Origin of the sequence: Synechococcus sp. O70.2 (assembly GCF_047462135.1) — a bacterium.
In the GTDB taxonomy this organism is placed as follows: domain Bacteria; phylum Cyanobacteriota; class Cyanobacteriia; order Thermostichales; family Thermostichaceae; genus Thermostichus.
This window is the reverse complement of sequence record NZ_JANSIS010000001.1, coordinates 377,903-402,591: the sequence shown is the minus strand read 5'-3', so window position 1 is coordinate 402,591 and position 24,689 is coordinate 377,903. Positions and strand designations below refer to the sequence as shown.

Below are 24,689 nucleotides of genomic sequence, written 5' to 3'. Positions count from 1 at the left end.
AGCGGATCCGAGCCTTGCCGCGGGCCGGACTGCAGACCTTGGTCAGCTTTTTCCTCAGGGCAGGCGCAGGGATCCCTGGCAGCGCTGGCCACAGCTCTGGGACTCGACCTGCTCGGCGGACAGGTTGGCTTGGGAGTTGAGAATTAGAATTGTGATGGGAGCAGGGGGCGGTAAGGGGCTGCTGTGCCAACCCCACCTGCCAGCGAAGGGCCGCATTGGGGGATTGGGCACGACGAAGACGAGGTTTTGCAGGACATTGCTTTGGAAAGGGGTGGCGCTGTTCTGTTTGCTGTCGAGGAGCACCGTCTGCTGGGCAGAGAAGGTCTGGGCCAGGGCGGTTGGAGCTAGACCTAGGCAGAACAGAGCTGCTACCGCAGGGAAGAGCTTGGCCAGCATCCTCAACGTTCTCCCCATAGCAGTGGGATGCTAGCACCTTAGCTTGTCCCGCCGAAAAGGCTCTCCTCCCTTGCCGCAAAAAAGGCTGCGCCTCAGGGCAAACTTATTCGCCCTAAAAGGCGGACTTTTCATCCTGCTTGCGCCAGCAGGACAGAGTCTTTACCTGAGCAAACACCGCCTCAGACCCAGGGGAGGAGCAAAGGGGGAAAGCTTTGTAGCTCTCAAGAAGCGGGCGATGAGACTCGAACTCACGACATCCAGCTTGGGAAGCTGGCGTTCTACCGCTGAACTACGCCCGCAGTTAACACCAGACACTATACTAGCACTTTCTGGACGGGATCCCTGGTACAACAGAAGCAGCGTTCTGCCTTTGGCCGATGCCCTCTATCCTTCTGCTCTCCGGTAGCCCTGGTCCTCGAGAGTCTGCTGGCCCACCGCCGCGGTCGGAAGCAATTTTGCACTACGTTGCCGGGATCCTATCCCAGTTGGGGCTAAGCAGCGAGTTTGCTTCGGTGCGGGATTTGCCGGCGGAGGACCTGGTGCGGGTTAACTTTGAGAGCCCTCACCTAAAGCAGATCCAAGAGAAGGTGGCCCAAGCCGCTGGGATCGTCCTCTCGGCTCCTGTGTACAAGGCTTCCTATCCCGGCGTGTTCAAGGCGCTGCTGGACTTACTGGATCAGGATGCCTTTGTTGGCAAAGTGATTCTCCCCATCGCCACTGGCGGAACGCTGGCCCACCTACTGGCCATCGACTTTGCCATGAAGCCAGTGCTGGCTGTGATGGGCGCAACCCACATTTTGAAAGGGATCTACATCCTCAGCTCGCAGATTCAGTTTGAGGCCGACGGCACCCTGCGGCTGGAAGATGAGATTGCCGAACGCCTGCAGGCGGGGATCCAGGCCCTTGCCCAGGCAGTGCAGTAAAGGCCAGTCCCGACCCTCCTAGGAATCGCGCAGCAGCACCGGTTTGCTCACAGCAGTACTTTGTCCCAGCCGGTCGAAGACCCGCAAACTGAGCAGGTACGAGCCGGGCGCTAGATTCGAAGGCGGGCGGAGCCGGAAGCGAGTGGTGCAGGATACCTCGCCAGCAACACAGTTTACCTGGGCTGCCGAGAGGGTTTGCACCTCGATCCCGGACCACGAGAGCTGAAACGCCAGCTCTGCCGGGAGCCGCCCTGGCACTGACACCGCAACCCCCACCTCCAAAAATCCGCTTCGACTAATTACGGAAGGAATGTCGCTGCTAAGGATTAGCGGTGGCAAGGGGGTGCTAGGAGCCAGAGCTGCGCTGCTGCAACCCCCTACGGCTACTCCCAGCAGGGCCAACGTCAGTTGCCAAAGTTTGGATCCCACTGGACTTTCCCCTGAAAATCCCTCTCCCAGTATAGGCGGCAAGCTGGACATCTCTAGCGCCAGTTCTCGAGAACCCAAAAGTTTTTACGCTATATGTGGTGGTTGCACTGGATCTTCCCCCACAGCATCTGCTACAGTAGGGCCCATAACCTCTCGAGCAGCCCGGCTATGGAAGGGGAACTAGAAACTTTGCGGGCGCGCGTGCGTGACTTGGAGCGGGCCGTGGCCGAGTCAGAGGCGCTGTCGCTGCAGCAGATTGAGTGTATCCAGCGCCTGGAACGGCAACTGCAGGATCAAGAGCGAGCGTTGCAAGCGTGTCAAGAAGAGAAGGCTCGGCTGGAACAACGTCCTACCCTGGAAGCTTTTCAGCAACAGCAGCAGCACATTGAGGAGCTCCAAAATCTCCTCTGGGAGATGGAGCGTCGCCCCACCCTAGAGCACTACCAGCTCCTGCAGCAGCAGTTGCAAACCAGCCAAGCGGAAATCGAAACCCTCAAGGCAGAATTGCAGCGGCGCATCGAGCCAGCTCGGTTCTATCAACTGCAGCAGGAGCTCTGGGAGCTAAAACAGCAAGCCAACCAGCTGGGGGAGTACGCCGCCAAGTTGCCCCAGGTGCAGCTTTTGCAAGCCCAATTCCAGCTCCGCATCCAGGAGTTGGAGAAAGAAAAGGAGCAGTTGCAGGCGCAGGTGCGGGAGTTGGAAACCCAGCGGGCGGAGCTGGAAGCTGCCCACCGCCAGGCCGAGGCAGAATGGCAAAGCCTGAAGACGCAGCTAGAGAGCGAAAAAGCCCACCTCGAGGCTGAGCTGAACAAGGCCTGGCAACAGCTTCGCCAGTTGGAGCATCTGCGCCAGCAGGCCTCCTTTGCCAAGGCGGAGCGGGCTAGCTTGCTGGAAGAACTGCAGCAGAGCCGGCAGCAACAGGCAGAGCAGGCTCAGCAAATTGCCCAACTGGAGGCCCAGCTACAGGCTCTGCGCTCTGAACAGCCGCCAGCTGAACCCGGCAGCGGTAGAGATCTTGCCCTGGAGGAGCAGGTGCAGGCTCTCTCCCGTGAGGTGGACACCCTGCGGGCTGAGCGGGATCACCTCCTCCAAGAGCTGGCCCAGCGACCGGCGCAGGAAAAGCTGGAAGAAGCCCAGCGGGCGCGGGAGGTGGCGGAGGCCCGCTATCTACTCGGCCAAAAAGAGATTGAGAAGCTGCAGCAGCAGGTGGCGGCCCTACAAGCTAAGTGTGCGCAAATTCAAGCCCACGCGCAGGCGCAAGAAAAGGAGGTGGCTCTGTTGCAGCAGCGCAACCGGGAGCTGGAGGAGCAACTGGCTGCCCTGCGCCAGTCAGCTCCAAGCCGGGCAGGGGTCGAGCTCAGGTCGAGCCATCCAACTGGGGCTGCGCATTGCTGGCGCCATCAGGAACGGCTGCAAGCCCTCCCTGCCCAGCCTGCTCCCTCCCCGGAGGTGGCCGCCGTCTCCACCAGCGGTGAGTCCCCCAGGGAGAGAACGCCCGTCGGCGGGATCCCACCCCTTACCCTCAAGGAAGGGGAGGATCGCACAGAGAGGCTGCTGAAGCGCTCTCTCTTGGCCACTGGCCGCGGCAGCGGAGAAGGTGGTGAGCGCAGCCGCATCGAGTTGCCAACTTTTGTGCAGCGACGGCTCTACTGAGCGCTCCAGCCTCTTGGATCCAGCGGCTCCCCAGCTTGAAAACGAGGCCAGGCCCAGCGCAGCAGGGATCCCAGTTGGGCATGAAACCGCTCCGGCGCAAACTGCAGAGCATGGGCGCGAATCTGCTGCGGATCCCATTCCCGGCGATCCGCTTGGCGCAGCCCTTCCACCAGGGCTTCCACACTGGCTTCGGGGATGAGGATCCCAGTCTGGCCGTGGCGGACGGTCTCGCGAGTGCCCCCTCGGTTGAGGGCAACGACAGGTCGACCACACGCTTGGGCCTCTACTGCCACCAGGCCAAAATCTTCCTCCCAGGGAAACAGCAGCAGCCGGCAATGGGCCAGCAGTTCCTGGAGACGCTCTAGAGGCTGGTGGGGCAAAAACTCCACCTGTGGCCCTGCCAGTTGCTTTAGCCGTGGCAGCTCCGGCCCTTCCCCCACCACCACCAGACGGCGGCCCAGTTGCTTGCAGGCAGCAATGGCCAAATCCACCCGCTTGTAGGGCACCAGCCGGCCCACCACCAGGTCGTAATCGGCTGTGGGAGCGGCCACCGGCTCAAACCCCTGGAGCGGCACCGGCGGATAGATAACCACGGCCTCGCGGCGGTAGAGCTTGGCAATGCGCCGGCGGATGTGCTGCGAGTTGGCAATCAAGAGATCTGGTCGCTGGGCTGCTACAAAATCCCACTGGCGCAGGTGGTGCATCAGCCACCGGCTGAGGGCGGCAAGGGGGCGGATCCCTGTCAACCCCTCTCGCTCAAGATAGAGCTCCCGGTTCTCCCAGAGGTAGCGGGGCGGGCTGTGGATGTAGCTTAGGTGCAGGGTGGAAGGCCCTGTCAGGATCCCTTTGGCGAAAGCATGGCTGCTGGAGATGACGCAGTCATAGGCGGAGAAATCGAAGCTCTCATAGGCCAAGGGCATCCAGGGCAGGAGGTACTTAAGGCGCCCATGGTAGTTGCGGCGCAACACCCCTAGCCCCTTGGCCCAGCTTTGCAAAAATGAGGTGTAGATCGGCCGATCCTGCCAGCTCGGCGGCAGCGTGTGCGCCCAGAAGAGGCTGACGTAGAGAGGGGCTTGCGGGGCAAAGGCCAGCAGCTCCTGCAAAACCTTTTCCGATCCCCCCGGCCAGATGAGGTACTCATGCACCAACGCTAGGCGCTGTGGCCAAGCGGGATCCCCAGCAGGCATGGTTAGGAGGCGGCGGGAGGCCTTTTGCCAATGGGCCCGCTGACCTGTCTGGCTTTTTCGTCCAGCCGCTCGCTAATGTAGGCGTAGATCTCCCGGAAGCGCGGCACTGCCCGCATCTCTAGGCGGCTGCCGTCTTTAAGGGTGAGCACCATATCGCCCCATGTGCCCAGGCCCCGTGGCACCGTTACCACCTTGGCAATTTCTTTGTAAATGACATCAGAGCGCTCCTTGCCCCCCCAGCCGCCAATGACGGTAATGCGGCGATTGGTAATCCGGTAGTGAACCCACAGCCTGCGCACCAGCGCCCCCACAAATAGAGGCAAGCCAACAACGGTAAGGCCGATAAAGGAGTTCAGCACTAGATCGCCTATATGAGGCCCGCCTTCGAAGAAAACCTCCTCTTTGATAGCCATGCCTAGCCTAGTTGAGTGTTAACAGGGACGACTCTAACAATCTTAAACAGCTTCTCAGCTTTTCCCAACTGCCCGGAAAGTTAGCGGGAGAGGCGGGATCGGGTTTGCCGTTGAAGGGCTTGCCCTGAGCAGTAGGTGGCCCAGAGCAGGTGAACAAACAGGGTTACCACGACCAGCGCCACGGCGGCTGCCCCAATATTGCCCAGCCAATTCCACCCCTCCAATCCCGTCAGAGCCACCAAGGCCCAAGAAGCAGGGTGCAGCATTCCCCCCAAGAGGAGAATTTGGGAAAGCAGTCGCCCAGCCGTAAAGCGGGATCCCAGCGCCACCAGGGCCAGTCCGCCGCCAATGTTGACTAGCCCCATGTTGCCCAAAAAGGCGTAGCAAATGTGCCAGGCGTACTTTTGTTTGGGCACCTCCTGCCAGGAGAGGGGCCGGGCAGGGATCCCTGACGCCTCCGGCGGAGCCAGCGGCAACGGCTGCACTTGGCTAAGGATGAGGCCCAGGACGATGGCTGCCAGCAGCATCGCCACTCCTGCCTTTACATTGAGCTTGCCAGGGATGGCTAACATTCCAGGTTCTCTGGATCCCGTCCTAGCCTATCCTGGCTTTGCCCCCAACGGGGAGATGGGCCAGCGGCCTGAGAGTAGAGCAGCGTGCCCCAGCGCTTACAAAACTGGGCATCCCCATCGTGCTGGGAGAGGCCACAGCCTGGGCAGGCCTCCTGCAGTGCCGGTTTTAGCTCTCCCACCTGCCAAGGGAGGAGGGCCACGACCCTCGAGATCCTCAGCACTATCAGCAGCTTTAGGCCAAGGCGCACCTGCGAAGGAAGCAGGGACAAGCTCGGCTTGAGGAGGGGCTAGGAGACTAGGAGAGCTGGATCCAGTTGTTTCCTGTCAGCGCCTAGCGGGCCTACCTTGCCTAGGCTAAGGGAAACTAGTAGTAGAGCGAACTTTGATCCTGCAAACTCTAGGCTTGAGTTTTGAATCGATGTTGCCTCCCATCGTCCTGGCTTCGCAATCTCCTGCCCGGCGCCAACTGCTGGAAGCTGCCCGGATTCCTTTTCGCGTTCAACCCAGCTATTTTGACGAAAGCCAAATCAAAAGCTCAGATCCGGTGGAGCTCGTCCAGAAGCTGGCTTTGGCAAAAGCGGAAGTGGTGGCAGCCCAGCAGCGGGAGCCTGTCTTGGTTATCGGAGCGGACTCTGTCCTCTACCTCAATGGGGAGATCCTGGGTAAGCCGGCCAATGCCCTGGAGGCAGAGCGGCGCCTGCGCCAAATGCGGGGCGAGGTGGGAGAACTTTACACCGGCCATGCCTTGATTGACCTGAAGCAAAACCGCCGCCTCGTCCACTACGCCGTAACGCGGGTGTTTTTTGCCAAGCCCAGCAACGAGGAGATCCGCACCTACGTAGCCACCGGCGAGCCCCTGAACTGTGCCGGCTGTTTTGCCATCGATGGCCGTGGCAGCCTGTTCGTGGAGCGGATCGAAGGGTGCCCAGGCAACGTAATTGGGCTAAGCCTTCCTCTCTTGCGGCGCATGCTGCAGGAGTTGGGCTATTCCCTTACCGAAGCCTGGAACTAGCCATCTAGATGCCGCTTGAGCAGCTCGTTGGCCAGCTTAGGATCGGCCCGTCCTTGGGTTTTTTTCATCAACTGCCCAACAAAGTAGCCAAAGAGCTTGGTTTTGCCCCCCCGATACTGCTGCAGTTGCTCGGGGTTTTCCGCCAGCACCTCGGCAATGAGCTGCTCCAGCAGGCGGCTGTCGGAGATTTGGGTTAGGCCCTTAGCCTCCACTAGGGCGCGGGCTGATCCGCCTTTTTCCAGCAGCTCTGGCAGGATTTCCTTAGCAATTTTGCTGGAAATGACCCCCTGCTCAATGAGGCCAATGAGCTCAGCCAGGGTTTCCGGCTTGAGGGCAATGTCGGGGTAGTCCAGCTTGTGGGTGTTGAGGTAGCTGGCGATATCGCTCATCATCCAGTTGGCGGTCGCCTTCGGGCTAGCGCCAGCCGCAACCACGGCCTCAAAGTACTCGGCAGTGGTGCGCTCATCGGTGAGGTAGCGGGAGTCGTATACCGAGAGGCCGTAGACTTCTTGGTAGCGGCGCCGCTTCAGGGCGGGGAGTTCCGGCAACTCCGCCTGCCAGCGGGCTTTTTGCGCTTCAGTAATGCGAATGGGCGGCAGATCCGGCTCGGGGAAGTAGCGGTAGTCGCTGGATCCCTCCTTCCTGCGCATGCTGATGGTGCGCTGGCTGTTTTCCTCCCAGAGGCGGGTCTCCTGGACGATAGGCTCGCCCGCTTCCAAAGCCTTAACTTGGCGGTTGAACTCGTACTCAATGGCCCGCTGGATGGCGTTGAAGGAGTTCAGGTTTTTAATTTCCACCTTCGTGCCAAAGGTTTGACTTCCCAGGGGGCGCACCGAGATGTTGACGTCGCAGCGCAGGGATCCCTCCTGCAGGTTGCCATCGCACAGGCCGGCATAGCGCAGGATGCGGCGCAGCTCCTGTACGTATTCCGCTGCTTCCTCGCCACTGCGGATGTCTGGCTCGCTGACGATCTCGATGAGGGGAACCCCCGCCCGGTTGAAATCCACTAGGGAATAGCTGGATCCCGCCAGGCGATCGCTGCCGGCATGCACCAATTTGCCCGCATCTTCTTCGATGTGCAAGCGGGTGATGCCAATGCGCTTGGTGCGGCCGTCGCTGAGCTGGATCTCGACCCAGCCGTGGGTAGCAAGGGGTAGGTCGTACTGAGAGATTTGGTAGTTCTTGGGCAAGTCGGGGTAGAAGTACTGCTTGCGGTCAAACTTGCTGTAGGGGGCAATGGTGCAATTCAAAGCCAAAGCAGCCTTGACGGCGTACTCGAGTACCTTTTCGTTGAGCACCGGCAGGGTGCCGGGCAGGCCCATGCAGACAGGGTCGATTTGGGTGTTCGGGGGAGCGCCGAAGGCCGTCGCGCTGCTGGAGAAGATCTTGGAGCGAGTGCTGAGCTGGCAGTGCACCTCCAGCCCAATCACCGCCTCGTATTGCACTTTGGCAGGAGCGGCAACCGTCATGGCCAAACGAGAAAAGTGGGTTTCCCCATTCTAGTGGGATCTCGCCAGCTGCTGGGATTAGACAGTGGGGCGGATCTCGAAGGTAGATAGGCCTTCCGGCAGCTCGGGCCGTTGCTCGATGGCCTCTACAACTGAGCCAGGGCTGCCCTGCTGGCACCAGCGCAGCATTGCCTCCACCGCCGCCGGGGATCCCTCGAAAACCGCCTCCACCCGGCCATCCCGCAAATTGCGCACCCAGCCGCCAACACCGGCCTTGCGAGCCATGGCCTCCGTGTAAGCCCGAAACCCCACTCCCTGCACTTGCCCACTGATCCAGACGTGAACGCGAACGGTGTTACTCATGTCGACAGGGATCCCTCCTCCGAGGTGCTGCGGGGTTCTGGAGCTGCTGGCGGCTCGGCTGGCTGGGCTGTGGCTTCTTTGGCCTGCTGCTCTAGGCGCTGCCAGAGAAAGTTGACAAGGGCAACCAGTCCCAGGATCCCCACCGAGATCCCGCAGGCGTATCCAATGGCTTGCCACAGCACAGGAGACATGGGCCAACCTTGCCTGTGCAGAAAGCCCGCTCTGAAAGACCTACGAAACGCTCACAAACACTCCTATTTGCGATAGGGCAGTGTTTGTCGCGTCTCTGCTTTCTTCCTGCTTCTGCGACCCATGACTAGTGGCAGAGTTCACCCCTACCACCCCGCCAGAGGGATCTCCACAGGCGTCACTTCCCCGCGATCGCGATAGCGGGCCGTAGGCCTTGCTGCAGGTAGCCAGATACCACTGGACCAGGTTGAGGGCAGCGTTCAGGTCGCGGTCTAGCTCCAGACCACACCTTTCACACCGAAACACCCGCTGGTGAAGGAGCATCTTCTGTCGGTGCCCACAGCGAGAACACAGTTGGCTGGATGGATAAAACCTATCCACCACCACCAACTGACAGCCGTAGAGTTGGGCCTTGTACTCTAGCTGTCGCCTGAACTCATAAAACCCACAAAAGGACTCCGTCCCGCTTACGCGAACGGCCAAAGATCCGGCCAGGCGGTAGTTCTTGAGGAGGTTTTGCACCTGCAAGTCCTCAATCACCACCACCCGGTACTTCTTGGCGAGATAGCTGGTCAACTTGTGCAAGTTGTCCAGGCGGATATCCGCTACCCGCTTGTGGGCCCTAGCAAGCTGCATTGCCGCCTTCTTGCGGTTGGCAGAGCCCTTCTGTTTACGGCTCACCCGCCGTTGCAGCCTCACCAAGCGCTTCTGGGCTTTGCGGTAAGGCTTGGGGTTGTCGTTCGCGCTAGCGGCGCGGAGCGCAAACATCTCGCCATTAGAGCAGGTGGCCAGGCGGTTCACACCCAAGTCCACCCCCACCACGTCTCCAGTTTTCTCCACCTGCGGAGGTGGGGCCTCGTACTTGAAGGAAATGTACCACCGCCCAGCCCGCAGGCTGATTACAACGTTCTTGGGGGTGACAGTGGGAAGCAGCTCCGCACAGCGCAACCAGCCAAAAATGGGCACCTTGAGGCAGTTACCAGAAATACGGATATTGCTTTCGAGATAAAAGCTTTCCCGTACCCCCTTGCGCTTGAAGCGGGGAAACCTACTCTGCCCGCTCCGCCAGCGTTTGAGGGCCTGCTCCAAGTTGCGGAGAGCCTGCTGTGGGGCACACTTAGAAACCTCGTAGTACCAAGGGTTGGCTTTCTTGACCTCTGCCACTAAGCGCTTATGTAGGTCGTTCGCGGCAGCGGTGCGGAGCACTTTAGCTGTAGGCAGTTTTTGCTTGGCCTCAACAGCTTGCTTGCAGATAGCCAAGCCCCAGTTGTAGGCGTGGCGAGCCACCCCAGCATGCCGGGCTGCCAGGGTTCGCTGCTTGTTGTTGAGAGCCAACTGGGTTTTAAAGCCCAGCAGCATGGGACTAGGAGTGTTGGGTAGCTTGCTTGAGTATTGTGAGTCTTTCTGCCTGCTGTTGTCTACCCCCTTCTGGCCTTATCAGAGGAGATAGCAGAGAGGGAGGCAACGCCTCCCAAGCTGGGCAAGATTGGGCACAATGGGAAAAAGTGTTTCTAGCAAGCAGTTGAGAAGCGGCCATGGCCCATAAACTCTGGATCAATGGCCAATGGGTCGACAGCCAAGGGGGAGACCTAATGGTCATCGAAAACCCGGCCACTGGCGAGAAATTGGCAGAAGTGGTGGACGCCAGCCCTGCTGATGTGGATCGGGCCGTGCAGGCTGCCCACACCGCTTTCTCCGATGGCCGCTGGTCCAAACTCACCCCTAGCGAGCGATCCCTGGCCCTCTGGAAACTGGCCGATCTCCTCGAAGCTCACGCCGCCGAACTGGCGCGTCTGGAGTCGGAAAACACTGGCAAGCCCTACGAGGCCGTCAGTTTGGGGGCGGATCTGCCCTTTGCGGTAGATAACTTGCGTTTCTTTGCCACTGCCGCCCGCGACGCCCATGGCCTCAGCGCCGGGGACTATGCCAAGGGCTACACCTCGCTCTTTCGCAAAGAGCCGGTGGGCGTGTGCGCGCAAATTACCCCCTGGAACTACCCCCTGCTGATGGCCATCTGGAAACTTGGCCCTGCGCTGGCAGCTGGCTGTACGGTGGTGCTCAAGCCCGCCCCTGCTACTCCCTTGACCACCCTGAAGCTGGCGGAACTGATTGCCGAGGCCGGGATCCCGCCGGGCGTGGTTAACATCGTTACTGGGGGCAATGCCACGGGTCAGGCCTTGGTGGAGCATCCCCAGGTGCGCATGGTCAGCTTTACTGGCTCCACTGCCACCGGCAAGCAGGTGATGCGCACGGCTGCCCACACCCTCAAGCGGGTGCATCTGGAACTGGGGGGCAAGGCCCCGTTTTTGGTTTTCGAGGATGCCGACGTGGAAACAGTGGCCGCCAAGGCTGCTTTTGCCGCCACCTTCAACAGCGGCCAGGACTGCACAGCAGCCACCCGCGTCTATGTGCACGAAAGCAAGCTGGCACAGCTTCAAGAGGCCATTGTCGAGGCCATGCGCAACGTCAAGCTGGGATCCCCCTTTGAGCCGGGAGTGGAGATGGGGCCCTTGATCTCAGCAGCCCAGCGGGAGCGGGTGATGGGATTCGTGGAGCGGGCCAAAGCCGAGGGAGCTAAGGTGCTGACTGGCGGGAGGATCCCTTCCCTACTGGATTGGGGATACTTCTACGAACCCACGGTGATTACCCATGTCGATCAAAAAGCGGAGATTGTGCAGAGCGAGGTTTTTGGGCCAGTCCTCACCCTCAGCTCGTTCCGCGAGGACGAGGAAGCGCTACGCCTGGGCAATGACGTCCTATACGGGCTGGCGGCTTCTGTGTGGACTCAGGACATCGGACGAGCCCTGAAACTAGCCGCCGAGCTGGAGGTGGGCACCGTCTGGATTAACGACCACCTGCCCATGGCCTCAGAGGCTCCCCACGGCGGCTTCAAGCAGTCGGGCTTTGGCAAGGATCTCTCGGCAGAGGCCGTGCGAGAGTATCAAGTGACCAAGCATGTGATGATTGCTACTGGCTGAAATCTCGTTCGAAGAAGAGGCTAGCGGCAGCCGGTCGGCCATGCCTTGGGGAACTCCTCCAAGCGATAGACTTGGGTGTATTGCACCCCCTGTTTTCCGTTGTCGATGGCCACGTCCTACTTCTCAACCCCAGGATCCGCAACCCTAGCCCCTCCCCGCACTTTCCCTCTCACTGCCGTAGTCGGCCAGCAAACCGCCAAGCTGGCTCTGTTGTTAGCGGCGGTGGATCCCAGCTTGGGAGGGGTGGTGCTGGTGGGGCCGCGCGGCACAGCTAAGTCCGTCTTGGCCCGGGGCATTCACGCCCTCCTACCCCCCATTGAGGTCATTGCCGGCTCCTACTGCAACGACGATCCGGCACGGCCCGAGACGTGGTCGGACTGGGCCAAGACCCGCTACCCCCAGGGAACGACGCCCCCTACCCAGGTGATAGCTCCTCCCTTTGTCCAGGTGCCTTTGGGGGTGACGGAGGATCGGCTGCTGGGATCGGTAGATGTGGAGGCCTCGGTAAGGCAGGGGGAAACGGTTTTTCAGCCGGGGCTCTTGGCTGCCGCCCACCGGGGCGTGCTCTACGTAGACGACATCCACCTCTTAGATGAGGCCATTGTCAACCTGCTGCTGGCGGTGGTGGGGGACGGGGTAAACCGCCTGGAGCGGGAAGGGCTGAGCCTGCAGCACCCCTGCCGGCCTCTTCTAGTGGCCACCTACAACCCCGAGGAGGGATCCCTGCGCCCCCACCTGCTGGATCGCCTGGCGCTGGTGGTGCCGGTGGGGCAGGAGCTGAGCCTGGAAGAACGCGGGGAAATTGTCCAGCGGGCAACGCAATTTGTCGATGCTCCCGAGCCCTTCTTAGCCAAGCACCAGCCAGAACTGGAAGAGATCCGCACCCGCATCCTCCTGGCGCGGGAGTGGCTGCCCCAGGTTAAGCCGCAGCGGGAACAGATCCACTACCTGGTGCAAGAGGCCCTCCGCGGCAACGTCCAAGGGCATCGAGGGGAGCAGTTTGCCCTGCGGGCTGCCTGCGCCCTGGCAGCTCTGGAGGGGCGGGATTGCCTGGTGGCTGAGGATTTGCAACAGGCCGTGCAACTGGTGCTGCTGCCCCGGGCCCGCTATAACCCCGATCCGCCACCTCCCCCTCCACCCCAATCCCAACAGCTGGATCCCCCGCCCGGCTCCTCCGATAACAGCGACCCAGAGGAGACGGATCCCCAGCCGCAAAGCCCCAGCCTGCCGCAGGAGTTTTTCTTCGATCCCGAGCAGGTGGCCCTCGACCCACGCCTCTTGGCCTTTGCCCAGTCCCTCACCCAACAGGGGAAAACGGGCTCCCGCAGCCTGGTGTTCAGCACCGACCGGGGCCGCTACGTCAAGCCCATCCTGCCCCGGGGAGCCAACCCCCGCATTGCCGTCGACGCCACCCTGCGAGCTGCTGCTCCCCACCAAAAAAGCCGCCGCCTGCGGCAGCCAGGGCGAACCGTTATTGTGGAACCTGGCGACATCCGCGCCAAGAAACTGGTGCGCAAGGCCGGGGCCCTTGTAATCTTCGTGGTGGACGCCTCTGGCTCCATGGCCCTCAACCGCATGCAAGCGGCCAAAGGCGCTGCCCTGCGCCTGCTGACCGAGGCCTACCAAAACCGCGACAAGGTCGCCCTCATCGCCTTTCGTGGGGAAACCGCCGAGGTGTTGCTGCCCCCCACCCGCTCCATTGAGCTGGCCCGCCGCCGCCTGGAATCCCTGCCCTGTGGCGGGGGATCCCCCCTGGCCCATGCCCTCACCCAAGCGGTGCGCTTGGGGGTGAACGCCCGCGCCAGCGGCGACGTGGGAGAGGTGCTGCTGGTGGCCCTTACCGATGGCCGGGCCAACATTCCCCTCAGCCGCTCGCTGGGACGGAGGGAGGGTGAGCCTGTTGACATCAAACAAGAGTTGCGGGAGATTGCCCTGCGCATCCGCGCCTTGGGGCTAAAGTTGCTCTTAATCGACTCGCAAAGCCGCTTCGCTGCAACTGGCTTTGGCGCTGAGCTGGCGGAACTGGCGGGCGGACGCTACTTCCACCTCCCCCGGGCCAGTGACCAGAGGATTGCAGCCGTAGCCCGCTCGGCCCTTCGAGAGGAACGTAGCTCTCCCTAGGGGAGCCGCGCTTGTAACTTTTCTTAATGGCTTGGCTATGATCCCTGTAGGCGCTCCTCACCTTGCCCTATGGCCACAGGACTCCTGCCAGAGCTCTCTCTGCCCCATTCCATGCTCACTGACTGGGTCAGCCGAGGGGTGAGCGCTGCCATTCGTGCCCTTTTTAAGCAAGCCGGGCGGCTGGAGGCACGGGTGCGAGCAGAGCCGATGGCCAAATTGCTGCAAGGGCGCATCGACAGCTTCGAGCTGGTGGGCCAGAACTTGCAGATGTACAACGGCCTGCGGCTTTCGCTTCTGGAGCTATTTTGCAATGCCGTGGCCATCGATTTCAGCCAAATCTGGCAAGGGCGGATTAGACTGCGCCAGCCGGTGCAGGCTAGGATGCGGGTGGTGCTGAGCGAGGCGGATCTGGCGCAATCCTTCAACACCCCGTTTGTGCTGAACAAGCTGGCCCAGGCGGGGCAGGAAGGCCAGCCCCTGTCGTTTCATCAGGTAGAAGTGCGCATCACCCCTGAGCAGCGGTTGCAAGTGCGGGCCAAGGTGCAGCAAGGAGAAAGCAGGGTTTTTCGGGTGGGCTTCTCCGCCCGCGTTGAGGTGATAGAGCGCCGCCGCATCTGCTTGGCCGATCCGTTCTTTGAGGGCGATACAGAAGAGGGGCGCCTCCTAAGCCGCGCTTTGGTCGACCACCTGAATGCGCTCCTGGATTTGGACCGACTGGCCTTGCAAGGGAGCAAGCTGCAGGTAGATCGGGTGTGCCTCCAGCCTCAGCAGATGATCCTCTCCGGCAGCGCCATCCTGGTGCGTTTTCCCACTCGCCAACCCCAGCGGGAAAATGCTTGACAATCCTTCAGAGGGCGGGTACGCTCAAAGGCGGTGAGGAGTGAAGAGAAGAAGCCTCTGGGGTCGAAACACGGACAGACACCCAGGGGTTTTTTCATGACCTCTGAACCCACACCTCGACCCGCGAAGCTCTAGCCTTTAAACCCCAGGGGTGTTTTTGGTTCTCTTGCCCTGCTTGGTCAAAAAGCCTGCCTAGCCAGACAGCTCTTGGTGCAACTTGAGGAGACCTGGAAAGCTTTCCCGGAGTTTGGGGATGTCTTTTGCCAGCCCTCTTGACCGGTTTGCTCGTCTCTGGCCTAATTCAAGGCAAACCTCTCTCCCCTTCTCCCTTGAGATACTTCTGGCGACGTCGCTTTCCCCACAACCTGCGCACTCAGGTGGCGCTGGTCATTGCCAGCCTTTCCTTTGTCCCCAACCTGGTTTTCATCCTGTCGGTGCCGTGGATCCTGGCCGATAGGCAGCTCAGCAGTGAGGGATCCGCCCTGCTGCTGCTGTGGATCCCTTTGCTGGCGGTGCTATCGGCGCTGGCGGGCTATGCCTTGTCTTCCATGCTCTTGCGGCCCCTGACCTTGCTGGCCCGCGAGCTAGCTCACCTAGAAACCTTGATTAACCAGCCAGACCGCTGGACTTTGCTGCTCCGCCCAGGGGATCCTCAAGAGGTTTTGATCCTGCGGCAAGCCCTTGCCCACCTGCTGCGCCAGATTCAAAGCAATCAAAGACAGCGGGAGGCCTTCACTGCCACTCTGGTGCACGATCTAAAGACTCCTCTCATCGCCTTTGGGCATCTGCTAGGCGCCCTCAAGCAGGAGCTGCCCTTGAGTCGTCAGGAGCGGCTAGCCCTGCTGGATCGCATGCTGGAGGAAAACCAACGCAACCTGGCGCTGGTGCAAAAAATGGTGGAGGTCTACCGCCTGGAGCGGGGGGAGATTGCCCTGCATCCCCGGCCCTGCGATCTCGGATCCCTGGCTCGGCGGGTAGCCAACCGCATGGGATCCCTGGCGCGAGAGCGGGGGATTGACCTGGGCGTGGAAGGAGAAGGCTGGGGCAACGCCGATGAGGCCGAGCTGGAGCGGGCGCTGGTGAATCTGGTGGACAATGCCCTGCGCTATGCCCGCCGCGCGGTGGTGCTGACCGTTGGCCCCCGCCAGATCCAGGTGCGGGATGATGGACCCGGCCTGCCAGCTCCCCTAGAAGATCTGGCCCAGCCCTACATTGCCCAGACCATTTCCATTGCCGGTCAGCACTATCCAACTGGCTTGGGAGGTCTGGGACTCTACATTGCCAAACGCATCCTGGAGGCTCACGGAGGAGACCTGCGGCTGGTGGAGACGGGATCCCAAGGCACGACTCTGGCCCTGGTGCTGCCCTGATCTCCAACCTTGCCCGAGGTAGTCCCCCGCTTCGCATTAGCAGGGCGGAGCGCTTGCAACTACTCGACAGGGCGGCCCCGATACGTCAACCGGTACTTTGCCGGCTGGGTCTCAGCCTTTTGCTCCTGGTGTTCTTCTGCTGAAGCAATGGAGCTACCGCGATACATCAACCGGTACTTTGCCGGCTGGGTCTCAGCCTTTTGCTCTTGCCGTTCTTCTGCTGCCTCAGGCAGAGAAGAAACGGGCTTGCCACTCCCCAGACCTGCCTGCTCGAGAGCGGTATAGAGGGCTTTCGCGTCGATGGGAAAAGGCCAGCCGGCGGCTTTGTACACTTGCTCAAGGGGAGGGAGGATGTCGTCCGCCTCTGCCAAGCCTGGGATCATCTCTGCTGCTCCCTGGGAGATGGCCCAACGTCGCTCAGCAGGTTCGATGGGGCGCCGAGGATGGTGGGTGAGGATCACAGGGACAGCCGGGAGCCTGCTCCGGCACTCTCGGCAGAAGGCGTAGGGGTTAAAGAGTCCCGTTGTTATATCCACTACCATCAAGTCTAGGGGCTGGCATTGCGTTGCTGCCACTTCCGCCAGATCTGGCCGCGGCGAAATGAGCACCACCCTATGCTGCTGAGACTCCAGCGCCAACTTCCAGAGCTGCGCTTGGAAGGGCTGGCCCTGAGCTACCAGGACGGTCTTAGTCACGGCAAGGGGGAATACGTAAGCAAAATGGGAAGTCAAAACCTGTACCACTTAGCTTGCTTTCCTAGCCCTGCTTGCAGTGCAGAATAGCCTTGCCAAAGGGAGAAAGTAGTAGCTGGGTATACAGGCGCCGTGCCCCTCTTCTACCTTGCGAAAGCAGCTCTAGCGCCTGTCCGGCCCAGGCCAGCTAACTTCCCCTTCGGTTTCGGATTCCAGTTCGGCCTGCAGGGCCTGCCACTCCTCCGGCGAGAAAGAGCGGAGTTTCTCTTCAATTTGCTGCCTTTCGAAACTGGCCCACTGGGCCTTCAGAGTCATCTCGCCGCTTAGAACCCGCCTCAGGTAACTCACCGTCCAGCCCAGGCACCCCAGCATAAACGCCGCACTCGACACCTGCTGTGCCGTTCCCGTGTCTAGGCCGGCCCAAAGCAACAGACCGTAAAGAACGCCTCCCCCCAGCAGCAGGGCCAGGCCAATGCTGAGGATATCTCGTCTGCGCATAGCTCGAGGGCTCTAGAGGGAACGCGGCTTAGGCCGAAACGTCATGAAGGGGGCTACCAACACCATGCCGGGGAAGAAAAACAAGACCAGGAAAAACATCAACACCTTTTCCCAGGCGCCGCTGCAGTTCCAGCGCTTGTCCACGTACACCAAAGACAAAAACGGCAGCACCAGCAGGTAAAGAGCTGCTAGAGCACCATAAGTTGCCCAAACTAGCCAGGTGGTAGAAGCCATGGTGAGCTTGCCCCAGAACCTAGTACTGCCCATTCTACTCTTGGGAGAGGTCGCCAGCTCAAGGCTGCCTACAGGCTGGCGCTAATGGCCCCAACCGGGCAGGTGGGAATGCACTGTTCGCACATGACGCAGCGGTTGCGCCGGAACTCTAGCTTCCAGTCAGGAGCTGAAATCTTCAGGGCTTCGGTAGGGCAGACTCCCGTGCACAAGCCGCAGTCTACACACAAATCCGGGTCAATCTGAATTTCCTTGGTCTGGTCGGCCACCTCGATCCCCAGCGACTGCACCCACTCCAGCCCTGCTTCCACTTGGTCGATATCTCCGGAGAGCTCCACCACGAGGGTGCCCACTTCATTGGGACTGACCCTAGCGCGCAGGATGTTGGCCGCCACGTCGAAGTCTTTGGCCAGGCGGTAGGTAACAGGCACATTCACCAAGTGCCGCGGGAAGATCAACGTTACTCGTTTGCGCACGGAATCTCAGACTGTGGGTTGAGCATTGGCCAGGAAGCCTCGCTTTTCAGTATGGCAAGGCCTCTTCCTGCAGGGGTAGAACCTCTCCGGTTGGAAGCTCCAAGAGGTACCCCGGAGCCTGCCACAATAGGAGCAGAGCGTTCTTTGAACCCTATGGACTCAGCCCGGCCCTGCCTCAACTCCGAGCACTACCGACAGATGTTGGTGCGCGATGGCGAGCGGCGCTTCCGCGAGTGGCACACCGCTTTTCTCAACTACCAGCGGCAATTTTTACGCGAGATGGAGCGACTGCGTCTTCGGTATTCTTCAAATCGCTAGGTAATGCCTACGGCTATCCCTTCGGTCTCTTCTTGCCCCGACTCTTCCCTCCGCCAGGAAACCTTGGAATTGTTGGAGTGGCCCCGCCTCTGTCAACAGCTGGCCACTTTTGCGGCTACACCTCTGGGCCGTCGCGCCTGTCTGGAGCTAGATCCCTGGCGTAGCCGCGAGGAGAGCGAGGCCTACCTTGACCAAACCGAGGAAGCTATACGGCTGGATCGCAGCCAGCCAGGGGGGGTTTCCCTGGAGGGGATCCACAACTTGCTGCCGGCCCTGGAACGGGTCGAACGAGGGGGTGTCCTGAGCGGGGAAGAGCTGATCCAGATTGCCACAACCCTGGGAACTGCTCGCCGCCTTCGTCGCCTCATCGATGAGCAGGAGCACCTACCCCGCCTGCAGGAGTGGGTGAGCAGCCTGCGCACCTACCCTGAGCTGGAGCAGGAGATCTTCCGCTGTCTGGACGAGCACGGCGAGGTGAGAGATAGCGCCAGCCCAGCCCTTGCCGACCTGCGCCGTCAGCACCGCCTTTTTCGCAGCCAGATCCAGGAACGCCTGCAAGAGGTGATGAGCCAGTGCCCACAGGCGCTGCAGGATACCCTGATTGGCCAGCGGCAGGGACGTTTTGTGCTGATGGTGAAGGCCACCCACCGGGATCTCATCCGCGGCCTTGTCCACGACAGCTCTGCCAGTGGGGCTACCCTCTATGTAGAGCCTTATGCGGTGGTGGAGCTGGGCAACCGCTTGCGAGAAACCGAGGCTCGCCTCCGGGCGGAGGAGGAGCGAATCTTGGCGGCGCTCTCGGCCCAGGTGGGAGCCGTGGCTGCCGACTTGGAGCACCTGCAAGCGGTGATGGTGAGGCTGGAGGTAGCCCTGGCTCGCGCCCGCTATAGCCTTTGGTTGGAGGGCAACCGTCCGCAGTTTGTTGCCGGTGGATTGCGCCTGCGCCGGGTTAGACACCCTTTGCTGTGGTGGCAGGCCCGTCAAGAGGGCAAGGGCCTAGAAGTGGTGCCCATCGATTTCACCCTCCCCGAGTCTATTCGTGCTGTGGTCATCACTGGCCCTAACACCGGTGGCAAAACCGTTGCCTTGAAGACGCTGGGCCTGTTGGTGCTGATGGCCAAAGCAGGGATCTTCCTGCCAGCTCAAGATCCGCCCCAACTGCCTTGGTTTGACGGGGTCTATGCCGACATCGGTGACGAGCAATCGTTGGAGCAAAACCTCTCCACTTTTTCCGGCCACATCCATCGGATTAGCCGCATTGTGCAAGCTCTGCAATCCAGTCCAGCGCCGGCCCTTGTTCTGCTGGACGAGGTGGGGGCGGGCACGGATCCCACCGAAGGCGCTGCCCTAGCGGCTGGGCTGTTGGAGTATCTCTCGGAAAAGGCCCTGCTGACTCTGGCCACCACCCACTACGGCGAGCTGAAGGCCCTCAAGTACCAGCACCCCGGCTTTGAAAATGCCTCGGTGGAGTTTGACGAGGCCACCCTGGCCCCTACCTATCGCCTGTTGTGGGGGATCCCGGGCCGCTCCAACGCCTTGACCATTGCCCAGCGGCTGCAGTTGGATCCGGAGATCCTGCGGCGGGCCCAGCGGCGTCTGCAGGGAGAAAGCCAAGTGGATAAGGTCATCGCTGGGTTGGAAGCGCAGCGGGCTCAATTGGAAGAGCGGGCAGCCCAGGTGGGATCCCTGCACCAAGAGCTAGAGACCCTCTACCGCCAAATGCAAGAGCGCAGCCGGCGGCTGGCCGAGCGAGAGGCCCAACTGGAGTACCAGCAGCGCCAGGGGCTGGAAACTCTGCTGGCTGCTGCCCGCCAAGAAGTGGCTGCCGCCATTCGCAAGCTGCAACAGGGGGACGCTCCTCACCAAGTAACCGCCCATCTCGAGCAAATCCGCAAGCGCTACTTGCCGGCACCTCAACCTGGGGACACGGAGTTTGTGCCGGAGGTGGGGGATCGGGTGCGGCTGCGGGGGCTGGGACAAACGGGAGAGGTCATTGCCGTCGAAGGAGAGGTGTATGTGGTGCGCAGCGGCCTCCTCAAGTTCACCGTGCCAAGGGCCCAGTTGGATCCCCTCGATGAACACCAGGCTAAGCAGCGCCAACGCCCCAAGGCTCCACCTCCCCCGCCGCCAGCCACCGCCCCCCTTAACCTGCGCACCAGCCACAACACCCTTGATCTAAGGGGGAAAACCGTGGCTGAGGCCGAGGCTATTCTCGAAGCGCACTTGGCCCAGGCACCTCCTGGTCCCCTTTGGATCATCCACGGCCACGGCACGGGTCGCCTCAGGGCGGGTATCCGGGCCTATCTCCAAAATCACCCGCGCGTTCAGAGTTTTGCCGCGGCGGCTCCCCAGGAGGGAGGAAGCGGCGTAACCGTGGCCCAGCTGCGCTAGCAAGGAGCGGGCGGATCTCTCAAGCCGCTAGCGGAGCTCGATCCCCTTAGTCCTCTGGACTCAGCTCCGTCAGGCCTTTGCTCGTCAACGAGATCTTCCCCTGCCTCCCAAAACGGCTACCCTCAGAGCAGCTAGGCGAACTCTCAGCTCCTGGAGCAACCTCAGAACAAAAGGTTACAAAGGGGATAAAGGTAAGCCCTCTTGCCCCAGAAGTAGCAGCTCTGGGGAAAGCTTAGGGCGAACCCAACGCCTCTGTCGGTATTTTGCAGCTTTCCTTGCCAGGCAGTCCACCCCAGCGAGGTTAATTAAATTGTCAAAAAGTCAAAAATTATCAATTCACCAATACGAAGCGTTAGGTAGACTAAAGGTTCATTTAGATTGGTATCTCAGTCCTCAACGGGAATCTACCGGTTGCTTGGCAGTCTGCTTTGAGATACGGGTTAACCAGATTCTTTTGAGCGGCCATGAAACTTGAACTGACTCCCCGCCAGCGGAAGATCCTCTGGGCGACAGTGCGCAGCTACATTGCAACGGCTGAACCTGTCGGTTCCAAGACTTTGGCTCAGTCGTATAACTTTGGGGTAAGCACAGCCACCATTCGCAACGACTTAGCCACCCTTGAGCAGGCGGGGTTGCTGTTCCAGCCCCACACCTCTGCCGGTCGGATCCCTTCCGACTTTGGCTATCGGGTTTATGTCAACGATTTGTTGACCTCCGTCGGCATGGAGGGGATCCCCGACGACGCTCCCCAGCCAGAGCCCCACCCTGCGCTGCAGCGGCTGTTGGATCAGGTTAGTCGCGAGCTGGGAGACGACCTCGACAGTTTCCTCCAGAGGGTGGCGCAGCTTCTGGCCCACGTGAGCGGCTGCATTGCCCTCATCACCCCACCTCAGGGGCCCCTTGTAGCCATTCACCACGTGCAGCTGCTGTCGGTAGGGCCGGGACGGGTGATGGTGGTGGTGGTTACCGATTCCTACCAAGCCCATTCAGCCCTGGTCAGCCCACCGGCATGGCCCGGCAGCCGCTATGAGGATTTGGAAGACGAGCTGCAGCTACTGAGCAACTTTCTCACCCTCAAGCTGCGGGGCAAGACTTTTGCCGAGCTGCAGGATCTGAGCTGGCTAAAGCTAGACGAAGAGTTTCGCGCCTACAGCCAGTGGCTGCAGCAACTGCTGCGCTCAGTGGTCCAGCGCTACCTGCGGCCCTCTTTGGGGCCTGTGTTTAGCGCAGGCATGACAGAGCTGATGCGGCAGCCAGAGTTTTCTCAGACCCAACGGGTGCAAGCGGTGGCCCAGTTGATTGAGGCGGGATCCGAGCAACTGCAAGGGATGATTGGGCTCTATACTACCAGCCCCCCAGATTGCCAGATCTCTAGCGAGGCTACTCCTTCTGCCCCGCCCTCCTCTGGCGACACCATCCCCGTGGTCATCTACATTGGCAGCGAGAATCCGCTGGAGTCTCTGCGCCACTGCACGGTTATCACCTCAGTCTACCGCCGTCGCTCGGCGCCGCTAGGGACGGTTACCGTGCTGGGGCCAACGCGGATGGCCTACGAGCGGAGCATTGCAGCGGTGCAGACGGTGGCCTCCCATCTCACGCGGGCTCTGGCCTAGGAAGTCTAGGTGCAAGTTCCCAAGAGCAATCGCCCACCGTGGCCAGACTCTCCCCTCTTCACCTACGCGTTCAGTGTGCCATCCGCGAGCGGCAACTGCTGCGCCCCGGCCAGCGGCTGCTAGTGGCCTTTTCCGGCGGGCAAGATTCTTTCTGTCTGCTCCAGATCCTGCGCGATCTGCAGAGGCGCTGGAACTGGCAGATCTTTGTCCTGCACTGTAACCACCGCTGGTCGGAGGATGAAACGGCGTGTGCTTGCTTCTTGCAAGAGTGGCTGCAGCAGCAGGGCCTGCCCCACGCCATTGAAACTGCCGATCCCATCCGCTGGGATGAGGCGGGGGCTCGGGTTTGGCGCTACCAACAGCTGGACAAATGGGCGCGCACCTGGAATTGCGAGGCAGTGGTTACGGGGCACACCGCCAGTGACCGCGCGGAGACGTTCTTGTGGAACCTGCTGCGGGGCACGGGGGCAGCTGGGCTAGCTAGTCTGGATTGGCGGCGGCGTTTGGATGAGCGGGATCCCTCCTCCGCCTGGCTGGTGCGGCCTCTCCTAGGCCTTTTCCGGTGGGAAACAGAGGAGTTTTGCCGGCAGTACCAGCTTCCGGTCTGGCCGGATCGCAGCAATCAAGATTTGGCGCACGGACGCAACCGGCTCCGCCTGGAGGTGATACCCTATCTCAAGCGGCACCTCAATCCCCAGGTGGAAAAAGCTCTGAACCGGGCCGCCATCTTGTTACAAGCAGAACATGAACTGGTGGTGGCCCAAGCCGCCCAGCTATGGCCGCAGGTGTATGAGCCGGCCCTGCCGGGGTTGCGGCGGGATCCCTTGCGAGCTGCTCCCCTTGCGCTGCAGCGGCAAGTCCTGTTTCAGTTCTTGTCCTTGCTGCTCCCCCATCACCCCACCTTTGAGCAGGTGGAAGCCGGGGTTCGGCTCCTCAAAGCAGGTCGCCGCAGCCGCAGCCCCGACTACCCCGGCGGTGGCTGGCTGGAGGTGAAGGAAGAGTACTTGGCTTGGGTTTCTCGCCCTTGCGCTCAACAGCAGCGCTAAAGCGGCCCTGCACCACCCTGGCTTTCCTGCAAACTGGCTACAGCCATGAGCATGCCCCGCGCTTTGTTCAAACATTCTTGGTACTCCCGCTCCGGCTCCGAGTCGGCCACGATGCCCGCCCCCGCCTGCACACTCACCTGGCCGCGGTGAACCAGGAGGGTGCGGATGGTGATGGCGGTGTTCAGTTGGCCGGCAAAGTCGTAGTAGCCGTAGGCGCCAGCGTAGGGGCCGCGGCGGCACCCTTCCAGTTCGTGGATAATCTGCATGGCGCGGATCTTAGGAGCGCCGGTAACTGTGCCCGCAGGAAAGGTGGCCCGCAGCAGATCCCAGGCGCTGTAGCGGGGATCCAACTGCCCCACCACGTTGCTGACAATGTGCATCACGTGGCTGTAGCGCTCAATCTGCATCAGGTCGTCCACCTGCACGGATCCCAGGCGGCAGACCCGGCCCAGGTCGTTGCGGGCCAAGTCCACCAGCATCACGTGTTCCGCCCGCTCCTTGGGATCCGCCAACAGCTCCTGCTCCAACTGGCGGTCTTCGGCAGGGGTAGCGCCGCGAGGGCGGGTGCCGGCAATGGGACGAACGGTGGCAAGGCGCTCTTCCCCAACGCGGCTGAGCTTGACCATCACCTCTGGGCTGGAGCCGACAAGGCAAAGATCGCCAAACTGCAGAAATGCCATGTAGGGAGAGGGGTTAATGAGCCGCAGGGAGCGATAAAGCCGGAAGGGATCGCCGGCAAAGGGAGTGGTGAAGCGCTGCGAGAGCACAACCTGAAAGATCTCGCCGGCGCGGATGTATTCTTTGGCCCGCTCCACGGCCTGGCAGTAGGCGTCGCGGCTGAGCGTGCTGGGAGGGATCTGATCCGGCAAGTAGGGCTTCCAGTTGAGGCTGAGGTGGGATAGGGCCAGGGGGGCGCTGAGCTGCTGCACCAACTTTTCCACCCGCTGGCAGGCTTGGGCGTAGGCCTGCTCCGCTGGCTGCTGGCGCGTGTCGGCAAAGGCCACCACCCAGATCTTGCGCTTGACCTGGTCGAAGATGAGGATGCTGTCCACCTGCATCAGGATGGCGTCGGGAGGATCCCCCGGCTGCAGGGGATAGATGGGCACCTTGGGCTCAATCCAGCGGATGAGCTCATAGCCCCAGTAGCCAAAGAGCCCGCCAATGCTGCTGGGCAACTCCGGCAGGTGCACCGGCTCATAGGGCTCTAGGCAGCGGGCCAAGATGGCAAAGGGATCCCCCCGATGCTGCTCCCGATGCCCATCGCGGTGGATTTGCCAAGCCTGATCCCCGCGCACCTCCAGCACCCACTGGGGATCGCAGCCGAGGAAGCTGTAGCGGGCCACCTGTTCCCCTCCCTCCACTGATTCCAGCAGAAAGTTGTAGGGCTGCCCGGCGCAGACGCGGTACCAGGCAGAGACAGGCGTTTCCAAATCCGCCACCCATTCCTGGTACACCGGGATGAAGTTGCCCTGACCCGTGAGGGCAAGAAACTCTTTCAGGGGAGGGTAAATCATGGCTTGCCAGGTGGGA

Annotated in this window: 26 protein-coding genes and 1 tRNA gene; 11 read left to right on the top strand and 16 right to left on the bottom strand. The window is 61.3% G+C overall.

Annotation, left to right across the window (positions count from 1 at the left end; genetic code table 11):
• Positions 1-54 precede the first annotated feature (54 nt).
• Together NW812_RS01890 and NW812_RS01885 are read right to left on the bottom strand one after the other, a co-directional pair.
• Positions 55-396, bottom strand: a complete 342-nt coding sequence (locus NW812_RS01890; RefSeq protein ID WP_414393541.1) for a hypothetical protein — start codon at positions 394-396, stop codon at positions 55-57.
• A 227-nt stretch (positions 397-623) separates the two neighbouring features.
• Positions 624-695 (bottom strand) — tRNA-Gly (locus NW812_RS01885).
• 78 nt (positions 696-773) lie between these two features.
• Here NW812_RS01885 and ssuE point away from each other — a divergent pair.
• Entirely contained in the window at positions 774-1,319 is a 546-nt protein-coding gene (gene ssuE, locus NW812_RS01880; RefSeq protein ID WP_414393539.1) for an NADPH-dependent FMN reductase, read from the top strand.
• 18 nt (positions 1,320-1,337) lie between these two features.
• On the opposite strand, the gene NW812_RS01875 is transcribed toward ssuE, so the two are convergent.
• Positions 1,338-1,748, bottom strand: a complete 411-nt coding sequence (locus NW812_RS01875) for a hypothetical protein (RefSeq protein ID WP_414393537.1) — start codon at positions 1,746-1,748, stop codon at positions 1,338-1,340.
• A gap of 168 nt (positions 1,749-1,916) precedes the next feature.
• Here NW812_RS01875 and NW812_RS01870 point away from each other — a divergent pair, with 168 nt between their 5' ends.
• Positions 1,917-3,401 (top strand): hypothetical protein, encoded by a 1,485-nt coding sequence (locus tag NW812_RS01870; RefSeq protein WP_414393535.1) that lies wholly within the window; start codon positions 1,917-1,919, stop codon positions 3,399-3,401.
• On the opposite strand, the gene NW812_RS01865 is transcribed toward NW812_RS01870, so the two are convergent.
• The 4 genes from NW812_RS01865 to NW812_RS01850 all read right to left on the bottom strand — a co-directional run bounded on the left by NW812_RS01865 (position 3,395) and on the right by NW812_RS01850 (position 5,773).
• Positions 3,395-4,588 carry a glycosyltransferase gene (locus NW812_RS01865; protein WP_414393533.1) on the bottom strand — a complete coding sequence of 398 codons (1,194 nt, stop codon included), beginning with the start codon at positions 4,586-4,588 and terminating at the stop codon, positions 3,395-3,397. The two genes, NW812_RS01870 and NW812_RS01865, sit on opposite strands and share 7 nt — an antisense overlap.
• A gap of 2 nt (positions 4,589-4,590) precedes the next feature.
• A complete protein-coding gene (locus tag NW812_RS01860) occupies positions 4,591-5,001 on the bottom strand; it encodes a PH domain-containing protein (RefSeq protein ID WP_414393531.1) in 411 nt (136 codons plus the stop codon).
• Between the two features lie 80 nt (positions 5,002-5,081).
• Positions 5,082-5,573: a hypothetical protein gene (locus NW812_RS01855; RefSeq protein WP_414393530.1), complete on the bottom strand. Its 492-nt coding sequence runs from the start codon at positions 5,571-5,573 to the stop codon at positions 5,082-5,084.
• The gene (locus tag NW812_RS01850; RefSeq protein WP_414393529.1) at positions 5,567-5,773 is read right to left on the bottom strand and encodes a hypothetical protein; all 207 of its coding nucleotides are present in this window, start codon (positions 5,771-5,773) and stop codon (positions 5,567-5,569) included. Before NW812_RS01850 ends, NW812_RS01855 begins: the two co-directional genes overlap by 7 nt.
• Before the next feature lie 218 nt (positions 5,774-5,991).
• Here NW812_RS01850 and NW812_RS01845 point away from each other — a divergent pair, with 218 nt between their 5' ends.
• Positions 5,992-6,585, top strand: a complete 594-nt coding sequence (locus tag NW812_RS01845; RefSeq protein ID WP_414393528.1) for a Maf family protein — start codon at positions 5,992-5,994, stop codon at positions 6,583-6,585.
• Here NW812_RS01845 and gatB read toward each other — a convergent pair.
• Genes gatB through NW812_RS01825 form a run of 4 tightly spaced genes read right to left on the bottom strand, consistent with a single transcriptional unit; the run spans position 6,582 to position 9,944 of the window.
• Positions 6,582-8,054, bottom strand: a complete 1,473-nt coding sequence (gatB, locus tag NW812_RS01840) for an Asp-tRNA(Asn)/Glu-tRNA(Gln) amidotransferase subunit GatB (protein WP_414393526.1) — start codon at positions 8,052-8,054, stop codon at positions 6,582-6,584. The two genes, NW812_RS01845 and gatB, sit on opposite strands and share 4 nt — an antisense overlap.
• A 57-nt stretch (positions 8,055-8,111) precedes the next feature.
• On the bottom strand, positions 8,112-8,396 hold the full coding sequence (locus NW812_RS01835; protein WP_414393525.1) for an acylphosphatase: 285 nt from the start codon (positions 8,394-8,396) through the stop codon (positions 8,112-8,114).
• On the bottom strand, positions 8,393-8,587 hold the full coding sequence (locus tag NW812_RS01830) for a hypothetical protein (RefSeq protein WP_414393524.1): 195 nt from the start codon (positions 8,585-8,587) through the stop codon (positions 8,393-8,395). The genes NW812_RS01835 and NW812_RS01830 overlap by 4 nt, the downstream gene beginning before the upstream one ends.
• Before the next feature lie 40 nt (positions 8,588-8,627).
• Positions 8,628-9,944, bottom strand: coding sequence for an RNA-guided endonuclease InsQ/TnpB family protein (locus NW812_RS01825; protein ID WP_414393523.1), 1,317 nt, complete (start codon positions 9,942-9,944; stop codon positions 8,628-8,630).
• A 176-nt stretch (positions 9,945-10,120) separates the two neighbouring features.
• Here NW812_RS01825 and NW812_RS01820 point away from each other — a divergent pair, with 176 nt between their 5' ends.
• From NW812_RS01820 to NW812_RS01805, 4 genes are all read left to right on the top strand, one after another.
• Positions 10,121-11,563 (top strand): gamma-aminobutyraldehyde dehydrogenase, encoded by a 1,443-nt coding sequence (locus NW812_RS01820; RefSeq protein ID WP_414393521.1) that lies wholly within the window; start codon positions 10,121-10,123, stop codon positions 11,561-11,563.
• A 105-nt stretch (positions 11,564-11,668) separates the two neighbouring features.
• Positions 11,669-13,684: a magnesium chelatase ATPase subunit D gene (gene bchD, locus NW812_RS01815; protein WP_414393519.1), complete on the top strand. Its 2,016-nt coding sequence runs from the start codon at positions 11,669-11,671 to the stop codon at positions 13,682-13,684.
• Between the two features lie 69 nt (positions 13,685-13,753).
• Positions 13,754-14,524 carry a DUF2993 domain-containing protein gene (locus NW812_RS01810; RefSeq protein WP_414393518.1) on the top strand — a complete coding sequence of 257 codons (771 nt, stop codon included), beginning with the start codon at positions 13,754-13,756 and terminating at the stop codon, positions 14,522-14,524.
• Positions 14,525-14,784: 260 nt separating this feature from the next.
• Positions 14,785-15,894 carry a sensor histidine kinase gene (locus NW812_RS01805; protein WP_414393516.1) on the top strand — a complete coding sequence of 370 codons (1,110 nt, stop codon included), beginning with the start codon at positions 14,785-14,787 and terminating at the stop codon, positions 15,892-15,894.
• A 59-nt stretch (positions 15,895-15,953) separates the two neighbouring features.
• On the opposite strand, the gene NW812_RS01800 is transcribed toward NW812_RS01805, so the two are convergent.
• The 4 genes from NW812_RS01800 to NW812_RS01785 all read right to left on the bottom strand — a co-directional run bounded on the left by NW812_RS01800 (position 15,954) and on the right by NW812_RS01785 (position 17,791).
• Positions 15,954-16,589, bottom strand: coding sequence for a response regulator (locus tag NW812_RS01800; protein WP_414393514.1), 636 nt, complete (start codon positions 16,587-16,589; stop codon positions 15,954-15,956).
• Between the two features lie 159 nt (positions 16,590-16,748).
• On the bottom strand, positions 16,749-17,084 hold the full coding sequence (locus NW812_RS01795) for a DUF3007 family protein (RefSeq protein ID WP_414393513.1): 336 nt from the start codon (positions 17,082-17,084) through the stop codon (positions 16,749-16,751).
• 12 nt (positions 17,085-17,096) lie between these two features.
• A complete protein-coding gene (gene ndhL, locus NW812_RS01790; protein WP_414393511.1) occupies positions 17,097-17,318 on the bottom strand; it encodes an NAD(P)H-quinone oxidoreductase subunit L in 222 nt (73 codons plus the stop codon).
• 68 nt (positions 17,319-17,386) lie between these two features.
• Positions 17,387-17,791, bottom strand: a complete 405-nt coding sequence (locus NW812_RS01785) for an NIL domain-containing protein (protein WP_414393509.1) — start codon at positions 17,789-17,791, stop codon at positions 17,387-17,389.
• Positions 17,792-17,944: 153 nt separating this feature from the next.
• On the opposite strand from NW812_RS01785, the gene NW812_RS01780 reads away from it, so the two are divergent.
• The 4 genes from NW812_RS01780 to tilS all read left to right on the top strand — a co-directional run bounded on the left by NW812_RS01780 (position 17,945) and on the right by tilS (position 23,159).
• A complete protein-coding gene (locus tag NW812_RS01780; protein WP_414393508.1) occupies positions 17,945-18,109 on the top strand; it encodes a hypothetical protein in 165 nt (54 codons plus the stop codon).
• 3 nt (positions 18,110-18,112) lie between these two features.
• Positions 18,113-20,500, top strand: a complete 2,388-nt coding sequence (locus NW812_RS01775; RefSeq protein ID WP_414393507.1) for an endonuclease MutS2 — start codon at positions 18,113-18,115, stop codon at positions 20,498-20,500.
• Between the two features lie 464 nt (positions 20,501-20,964).
• Positions 20,965-22,113, top strand: a complete 1,149-nt coding sequence (gene hrcA / locus NW812_RS01770; protein ID WP_414393505.1) for a heat-inducible transcriptional repressor HrcA — start codon at positions 20,965-20,967, stop codon at positions 22,111-22,113.
• A 38-nt stretch (positions 22,114-22,151) separates the two neighbouring features.
• The gene (gene tilS, locus NW812_RS01765; protein WP_414393503.1) at positions 22,152-23,159 is read left to right on the top strand and encodes a tRNA lysidine(34) synthetase TilS; all 1,008 of its coding nucleotides are present in this window, start codon (positions 22,152-22,154) and stop codon (positions 23,157-23,159) included.
• Here the strand turns inward: tilS and trpE are convergent.
• Positions 23,156-24,673, bottom strand: coding sequence for an anthranilate synthase component I (trpE, locus tag NW812_RS01760; RefSeq protein WP_414393501.1), 1,518 nt, complete (start codon positions 24,671-24,673; stop codon positions 23,156-23,158). The genes tilS and trpE overlap by 4 nt on opposite strands.
• Between the last annotated feature and the right edge of the window lie 16 nt (positions 24,674-24,689).